Source organism: Thermomonas sp. (assembly GCF_035369645.1).
Lineage (GTDB): Bacteria > Pseudomonadota > Gammaproteobacteria > Xanthomonadales > Xanthomonadaceae > Thermomonas.
On the sequence record NZ_DAOOUM010000054.1, the window covers coordinates 1 to 6539 of the forward strand.

The 6539-nt window shown below is 62.3% G+C and carries 7 protein-coding genes; 5 read left to right on the plus strand and 2 right to left on the minus strand.

All coding sequences use genetic code 11. The features are described 5' to 3' along the window. Positions 1 to 233: 233 nt before the first annotated feature. The gene (gene yihA / locus PK789_RS09965) at positions 234 to 845 is read right to left on the minus strand and encodes a ribosome biogenesis GTP-binding protein YihA/YsxC (protein ID WP_324308606.1); all 612 of its coding nucleotides are present in this window, start codon (positions 843 to 845) and stop codon (positions 234 to 236) included. A 133-nt stretch (positions 846 to 978) separates the two neighbouring features. Between yihA and PK789_RS09970 the strand changes: the two genes are divergently transcribed. The 4 genes from PK789_RS09970 (at position 979) to PK789_RS09985 (ending at position 4207) form a co-directional block, all read left to right on the plus strand. Then, complete coding sequence (locus PK789_RS09970) at positions 979 to 1746, plus strand: c-type cytochrome (protein WP_324308607.1); 768 nt, start codon at positions 979 to 981, stop codon at positions 1744 to 1746. Positions 1747 to 1822: 76 nt separating this feature from the next. After that, the gene (locus PK789_RS09975; RefSeq protein ID WP_324308608.1) at positions 1823 to 2551 is read left to right on the plus strand and encodes a thiol:disulfide interchange protein DsbA/DsbL; all 729 of its coding nucleotides are present in this window, start codon (positions 1823 to 1825) and stop codon (positions 2549 to 2551) included. A gap of 17 nt (positions 2552 to 2568) precedes the next feature. Further along, a complete protein-coding gene (locus PK789_RS09980; RefSeq protein WP_324308609.1) occupies positions 2569 to 3426 on the plus strand; it encodes a thiol:disulfide interchange protein DsbA/DsbL in 858 nt (285 codons plus the stop codon). A 22-nt stretch (positions 3427 to 3448) separates the two neighbouring features. Beyond that, a complete protein-coding gene (locus tag PK789_RS09985) occupies positions 3449 to 4207 on the plus strand; it encodes an endonuclease/exonuclease/phosphatase family protein (protein WP_324308610.1) in 759 nt (252 codons plus the stop codon). On the opposite strand, the gene PK789_RS09990 is transcribed toward PK789_RS09985, so the two are convergent. Next, positions 4204 to 5007: a sulfite exporter TauE/SafE family protein gene (locus PK789_RS09990; RefSeq protein ID WP_324308611.1), complete on the minus strand. Its 804-nt coding sequence runs from the start codon at positions 5005 to 5007 to the stop codon at positions 4204 to 4206. The two genes, PK789_RS09985 and PK789_RS09990, sit on opposite strands and share 4 nt — an antisense overlap. A gap of 51 nt (positions 5008 to 5058) precedes the next feature. Here PK789_RS09990 and PK789_RS09995 point away from each other — a divergent pair. Next, positions 5059 to 6539, plus strand: a 1481-nt coding sequence (locus tag PK789_RS09995; protein WP_324308612.1) for a lytic transglycosylase domain-containing protein, incomplete at its 3' end; no start/stop codon positions are given.

Sequence of the window (6539 nt, forward strand, 5' to 3'; positions counted from 1 at the left end):
CGGAAGCCGAATTTTTCGTGTTCGGTACCAATGCGCCAATCCACGCGCGGCTTTTCACCAGAGGCCAGCACTTCGGCCAACTGTCGTGGGTCGGTGATGAGGGTATCGCTGGCGCTGCTGGGTCCGGACATCGACGTCATCTATCGGAAAGTCCCGAAAGCTTAATCCCGCACAGCCTTGCAACAAAGCCGGGGCGACACACCTTCAGTGTTCCGTCAACGCAATCAATTGACTTACAGCGCCAACCAACCCGCCACCACGCTGCGCAATTCGTCCACGCCTTGCTTGGATTCGCCCGAGAACAGCTGCACGCTGACCGAATCAGCAAACGCGCGCGACAGCTCCATCCGCACCGCTTGCAAGGTATTGCCGCCGGCACCACGGCTGAGTTTGTCGGCCTTGGTCAAGATGACATGCGCGGGCAGGCCGCGGCGCATCGCATACCCCAGCATCTGACGGTCGTAGTCTTTCAATGGATGCCGCACATCCATCACCACCACCAACCCACGCAGGGCGTCGCGGCTACCGAAATAGCCATCGAGGAAGGCCTGCCAGTGTGCTTGCAGCTCCTGCGGCACCTTGGCGTAGCCGTAGCCGGGCAGATCGACCAGATATTTGTTTTCGTGCGGCGGCAGGCCAAAAAACACCAGTTGCTGGGTGCGCCCCGGGGTCTTGGACACCCTTGCCAGTGCATTTTGCTGGCACAGCGCGTTCAGTGCGGAGGATTTACCGGCGTTGGAACGGCCCGCGAAGGCGACTTCAAACCCGCCATCGGTGGGCAATTGCCGGTAATTATGGGCGGCCAGCAGGTACTGGGCGCGTGCAAACGGATTGGGAGCAGCCATCCGCATAGCATGGCATGCTTAGGGGGGGTGCCGGGATAGTTTGACCGCTTCCCGCGCGACCACCATAATTTGACGGTTCAGCAATCATCCAGATTGCGCCCTTTTGTGCCCTTTCGTGCCAGTGGAGTTTTGCATGCGTCCTGTCCATGCCCTTGCCGGTGTTGCCTGTCTTGCCCTAGCCGCCGTCGCCTATGCCCAGAGCACAGCGGTGGCCGCACCCGACAACGCCCCGGTACAAGCCGCACCACTGCAAGAAAAACCTGCCACCTGGGGTGATGCCCAAGTCGGTCAAAGCAAGGCCGGCGCGTGCGCCGCCTGTCATGGGCTGGATGGCAATGCGATGCAGCAAAACGCGCCGCGCATCGCCGGAATGCCTGAACGCTATATCGCCGAGCAACTGCATCTATTCAAAAGCAGCCAACGTACCAGCGGCTTGGCCGGGGTGATGGTGCCGTTCGCCAGTATGCTCAGCGCGCAGGACATGCGCGACATTGGCGCATGGTTCGCCAAGCAGCCAGCGGGTGCTGGCGTGGCCGACGATACCCTCATCGCCAGCGGCCCCAATCAGGGCAAAAAATTCTACCAACTGGGCGAAACCTTGTTCCGCAATGGTGACGCCAGCCGTGGTATTCCCGCCTGCATGGCCTGCCATGGTCCTTCCGGTGCAGGCAACCCCGGCCCCGCCTATCCAGCCTTGCATGGTCAGAGTGCCGAATACGTGGCTCGCCGCCTAGAGGAATACCGCACCGGCGCCACCACTTACCAAAGCCCGGCGCACTTCAAGTTGATGGCGGATGTCACCAAATCCTTGAGTGATGAAGAAATCAAGTCGCTGTCCAGCTATGTGCAGGGCCTGCATACGCGCGCGCCCGGCACCACCAAGGAAAGCATCAACCGCTAAGTGACCCGCTTCACCATGCGTTCGCCTTGCCACGGGCATGCTTGCCCGGCCGTATTGTTTGCTGGAGTGTGATGCGATGCGATCCTTGCTGTTGACCTTTGTTCTGCTGCTGACTGCCGTTTGGGTTCCTGCCTACGCCCAACAGGCCTTGCCGGGGGTCACCGCCGGCGTGCAATACGACATCATCGAGGCCGGCCAGCCTTATCAGTCGCTACCACCAGGGATGGTGGAAGTGGCCGAGATATTTGCTTATACCTGCCCGCATTGCGCACATTTCGCGCCGATGTTGGACACGTGGGCCAAACAATTGCCAGCACACGCCAAATTAGTCTTCGTGCCAGGTGTGTTTGATCGTGATGATCCGTGGTCGCGTGCGTTTTTTGCTGCGCAGGCCAGTAAATCGTTGACCGTGCTGCACCCGCGCTTGTTTGCCGCCATCCACGAAACCGGCGACTTGCCACGCAACGCCGATACCGCACAAATCATCGCCTTTGCCAGCAAGGTACAGGGCGTCAACGCTGCCGCATTCAAGGCGGCGATGTTGAATAACGCCAGCTTGCTGCCCAAATTGAAGGCCGCTTACGAGTTTGCCGCCCGTAGCGAAGTGCAAGGCACACCGTCGATCATTGTCGCGGGGCGTTATCGGATTCGCGGGGATAGTTACGAAGGCTTGTTGGCCAACACCTTGGCCGTGGTCAATGCATTGGCACCAAGGCGCGCCGCGCCGGCAAAACTTTCGGCAACACCTGCGGTCAAACCCGCCGCAAAGCCCGCAACCGCCGCGCCGGCAAAACCCCGTTCCTGACTCTGGATCCAACCATCATGACCGTGACCCGCTACACCCTGCTACTGCTCGCCCTGCTGCCTTTGGCTGCGTGCAAGGACAAGGCCCCGGCTGCCGTGGCGGCGGATGCAACCGCCGCAGCCACCGCTGAGGTCAAGACCCAAGCGGCCAGCGCCGAAGACCCGCAGCGCGCAGCGCAGGCCGAGGCCATGATCAAAGCCGCAGCCGAGGCCGCCGCCAAGGCACCACCGCCAGTGGAGGGCACCGACTTTGTAACCATTCCCAATGGCCAGCCGTTTGATACCGCGCCGGGCAAGATCGAGATTGTCGAGTTCTTCGGCTACGTGTGCCCATTCTGTGCGGCGGTTGAACCCACCGTTGCAGCAATGCGCGCCAAGTTGCCTGCCGATGTGCATTTTGTGACGGTCCCGGCGGCCTTTGGTGGCCCTTGGGATAACTACGCCAAAGCGTTTTACGCCGCAGAGGCGATGGGCTTGTTGGACAAAACCCATGAAGCGATGTTCCGCGCCATCCATGTCGACCAGTCATTGAAGGGTGAGCGTGGCATGGATACCCCGGAAGAAATTGCCGCGTTCTACAAAAATTATGGTGCGGATTCGGGGCAGTTCCTCAGCAGCATGCAAAGCTTCGCAGTGGCGGCGAAAATCAACCGTGCCCGCCAATACATGACTGCGGCATTCGCTAACGGCGACCAGATGGGAACCCCTGCCTTCGTGATCGATGGCAAATACCGGGTCAAGGGCAAGACCATCGACGACATGTTCCGCATCATCAATCAACTGGTCGTGGCCGAGCGTAAAAAGCTTGCCGCAGGCGCGCCGGCAGCGGCAACCACTGCATCTGAACCCCCTGCCGCCGGCGCCAGCACGCACTGACGTCGTCCGCAGCCAAACCGTAATGTCCAGCCGCCGGCTGCGCCTGCTCAGCGCCAATATTCAAGCCGGCTCCAGCACGCGCGGCTACGGCGACTATGTGACCCGCAGCTGGTCGCATGTGCTGCCGGCCGGCAACAAGCGCGGTGCGCTGGACACCATCGCCGAACTTGCCGGCCGCCACGACATCGTGGGCCTGCAAGAGGCTGACCCCGGCAGCCTGCGCTCCGGCTTCACTAACCAGACCCACTACCTGGCCCAGCGCGCCGGCTTTGCCTACTGGAGCCACCAGCCCAACCGCAACGTGGGCGGCGTGGCCTCCAGCGCCAATGGCTTGCTCAGCCGGCTGGAACCGCGGTTGGTGGAAGACCACCCACTGCCGGGCCGGGTCAAGGGCCGCGGCGTACTCACCGCACGCTTTGGCGATGGCCGTGATGCGTTGACCGTGGCGATTGCGCACCTTTCACTGGGTAGCCAGTCGCGCCGCAATCAACTGGATTTCATCGCCGAATTACTCAGTGATCTGCCGCATGCGGTGCTGATGGGTGACTTCAATTGCGACCCCGACCGCCCGGAAATGCAGGCGCTGTATCGCCGTACCAGCCTGCAACCGCCGCCACAATGCGTGCCCACGTTTCCCTCGTGGCGGCCGCAGCGCGCCATCGACCACATGTTGGTCACGTCAGCACTGGCCATTGCTACGATGCAAGCCCTGCCCGCCGCGCGGTCGGATCATCTGGCGCTATCAGTCGAATTGGACGTGCCCGATGCAGCACTGCGTTAATGCAGCGCGCTATACGCAAACGTACTGCCCACCACCAGCAAAAACACCGCAAACACACGCTTGAGTACCGGCCCGCTGAGCGCGTGTGCCAAGCGCGTGCCATACGGCGCGGCGAGTACCGAAGTGGCAGCCACCGCGATGGCCGCAGGCAGATAGACATAACCCACCGATCCGGCCAACGGCAGCGCGCCTGCCGGGGCTTGCAGCGCATAGCCCAGCGCACTGCCCAACCCGATGAAGATCCCGCAGGCCGACGACGTGCCCACTGCGCGCACCGGTGCCACCCCACGCCACACCAGCAGCGGCACAGTCAAACTGCCGCCGCCAATGCCAATGATCGCCGACACGATGCCAATGCCGCCGCCTGCAGCGGTGTAACCCGGCCCACGCGGCAGCACATCGGCGTGGCCAGTGGCGGGGGGTTTCGATAACCACATCTGCGCCGCAATCACCCAGCAGTAGCCCGCCACACACCAACGCAGCACACCATCGTCCAGCGCAATCGCAAAACGGCTGCCCAGCCAACCGCCCAGCAAAACCCCCGGCACCATCCACGCCACCGTTGGCCACAACACGCTGCCGCGCCGGTGATGCGCACGCGCCGAGGCCGCCGCCGTCAGCACGATACTGGCCAACGAGCTAGCCAAGGCCGCATGCATCGCCGCATCCATGGGCACGCCTTGCATCGGCAATAGCCACGCCAATGCCCCCACTAAGACCAGGCCACCACCAATCCCCAGTAAGCCCGCCAGCACCCCCACCGCAACACCCAGCAGTAGGTAAATCAGCAAAAATGTCATTTGCCACATCAACGCCTGAGAGATTCATGGATGCTCGGCTATAGTCAGGCGATGCACAAGCTCCCCATTTTGCTGATGGCATTGACCATTCCCGCCAGCGCAGCCCCGCAAACCCGTTCACCGCCGACGCCGTTGCTGCAGCGTGCGCCAATCACGATTGCCGCGCCCGATCCCGCACTGAAAGCGGCGTTGGAAGCCACCTCACGCGGCAATCTGAGCGATTTGGCCCTGGCCGGTTTTCGTGGTCAGCCGTTGGCTGGCTGGCTGGAATACGCATCACTGCGCAAACAACTGGACACCCTGCCCATCGTACGCGGCAACGCATTTTTGACCGCGCATAAAGGCGAGGCGGTGGGCGATGCCTTTCGCAATGAATGGCTGTCCGCGCTGGCCAAACGCAATGAGTGGCCAACCTTTTTGAATCTATGGGATGCCGGCATCGAAGATGTGGGGCTGCGTTGCCAGCGCCTCACCGCCTTGGCCGCCAGCAACCGCATCGACAAGACGTGGACGAATGATGCGCAAGCACTGTGGCGCAGTAGCGGCAAATCCCTGCCCGGCAGTTGCGATGCCCCGTTTGCGCTGCTCGCAGCGCGTGGCGAATTGAGTGATGCGCTGCGCTGGCAGCGTTTTGATTTGGCGGTCAGCGACGCACAACCCGCCGTGATGCGCAGCATTGCACGCGGCCTGCCTGCCGCTGATGCCGCGCAGGCCAATGCGTATGCGGCGTTTTTCGATAAACCCGATGCCGCGCTGGACACTTGGCCAAAAACACCGCGCAGCCGCTTGGTGGCCTCCATGGCGTTGGCACGCCTTGCCAAAAGTGCGCCGGATCGCGCCGAAGCGTTGCTGCCATCGGCCGCAAAAACATTGGCGTTTGGCGAGCCGGATAATGGCCGCGTGCTGGCGCAAATCGCGCTATGGACAGTGGCCTCGTATCTGCCGGAGTCCGCACGTCGGCTGGCCGCGGTGCCGGAATCGGCCTTCGATGACAACCTGCGCGAATGGCGCGTGCGTGAGGCACTGACCCGCAGCGATTGGCCTGCCGCCTTGGCCGCCATCCGCAAGATGCCCGATGCCCAGCGCAACGATTCACGCTGGCTGTATTTTGCCGCCCGCACCAGCGAACTCGGTGGTGATAGCGCAAGCGCAAAGGCGTTGTATGCGCAAGCGGCACGCAAGACCGATTTTTACGGCTTTCTGGCCGCCGACCGTTTGAACCAGCCCTATGCCCTTTGCCCGTGGCAGCTGGATGCCAGCGCCGCCGCCAAAGCCATCGTGGCACGCAGTCCGGCCATGGTGCGCGCCTTGCAGTTGTACATGCTGGACCGTAAAGGCTGGGCAGTGCGCGAATGGAACGACGCGCTGTCCGGCTTTACCGATGAGCAGCGCCGGTTGGCAGTGGAAGTGGCGCAGGACAATGGCTGGTTCGACCGTGGCGTGTTCGCGCTGGTCAATGTGGGCGGTAAACGCTATCCGGACGAACAACGCCTGTATCAGCTGCGTTTTCCGCTGCATCACGAGGCCAGCAT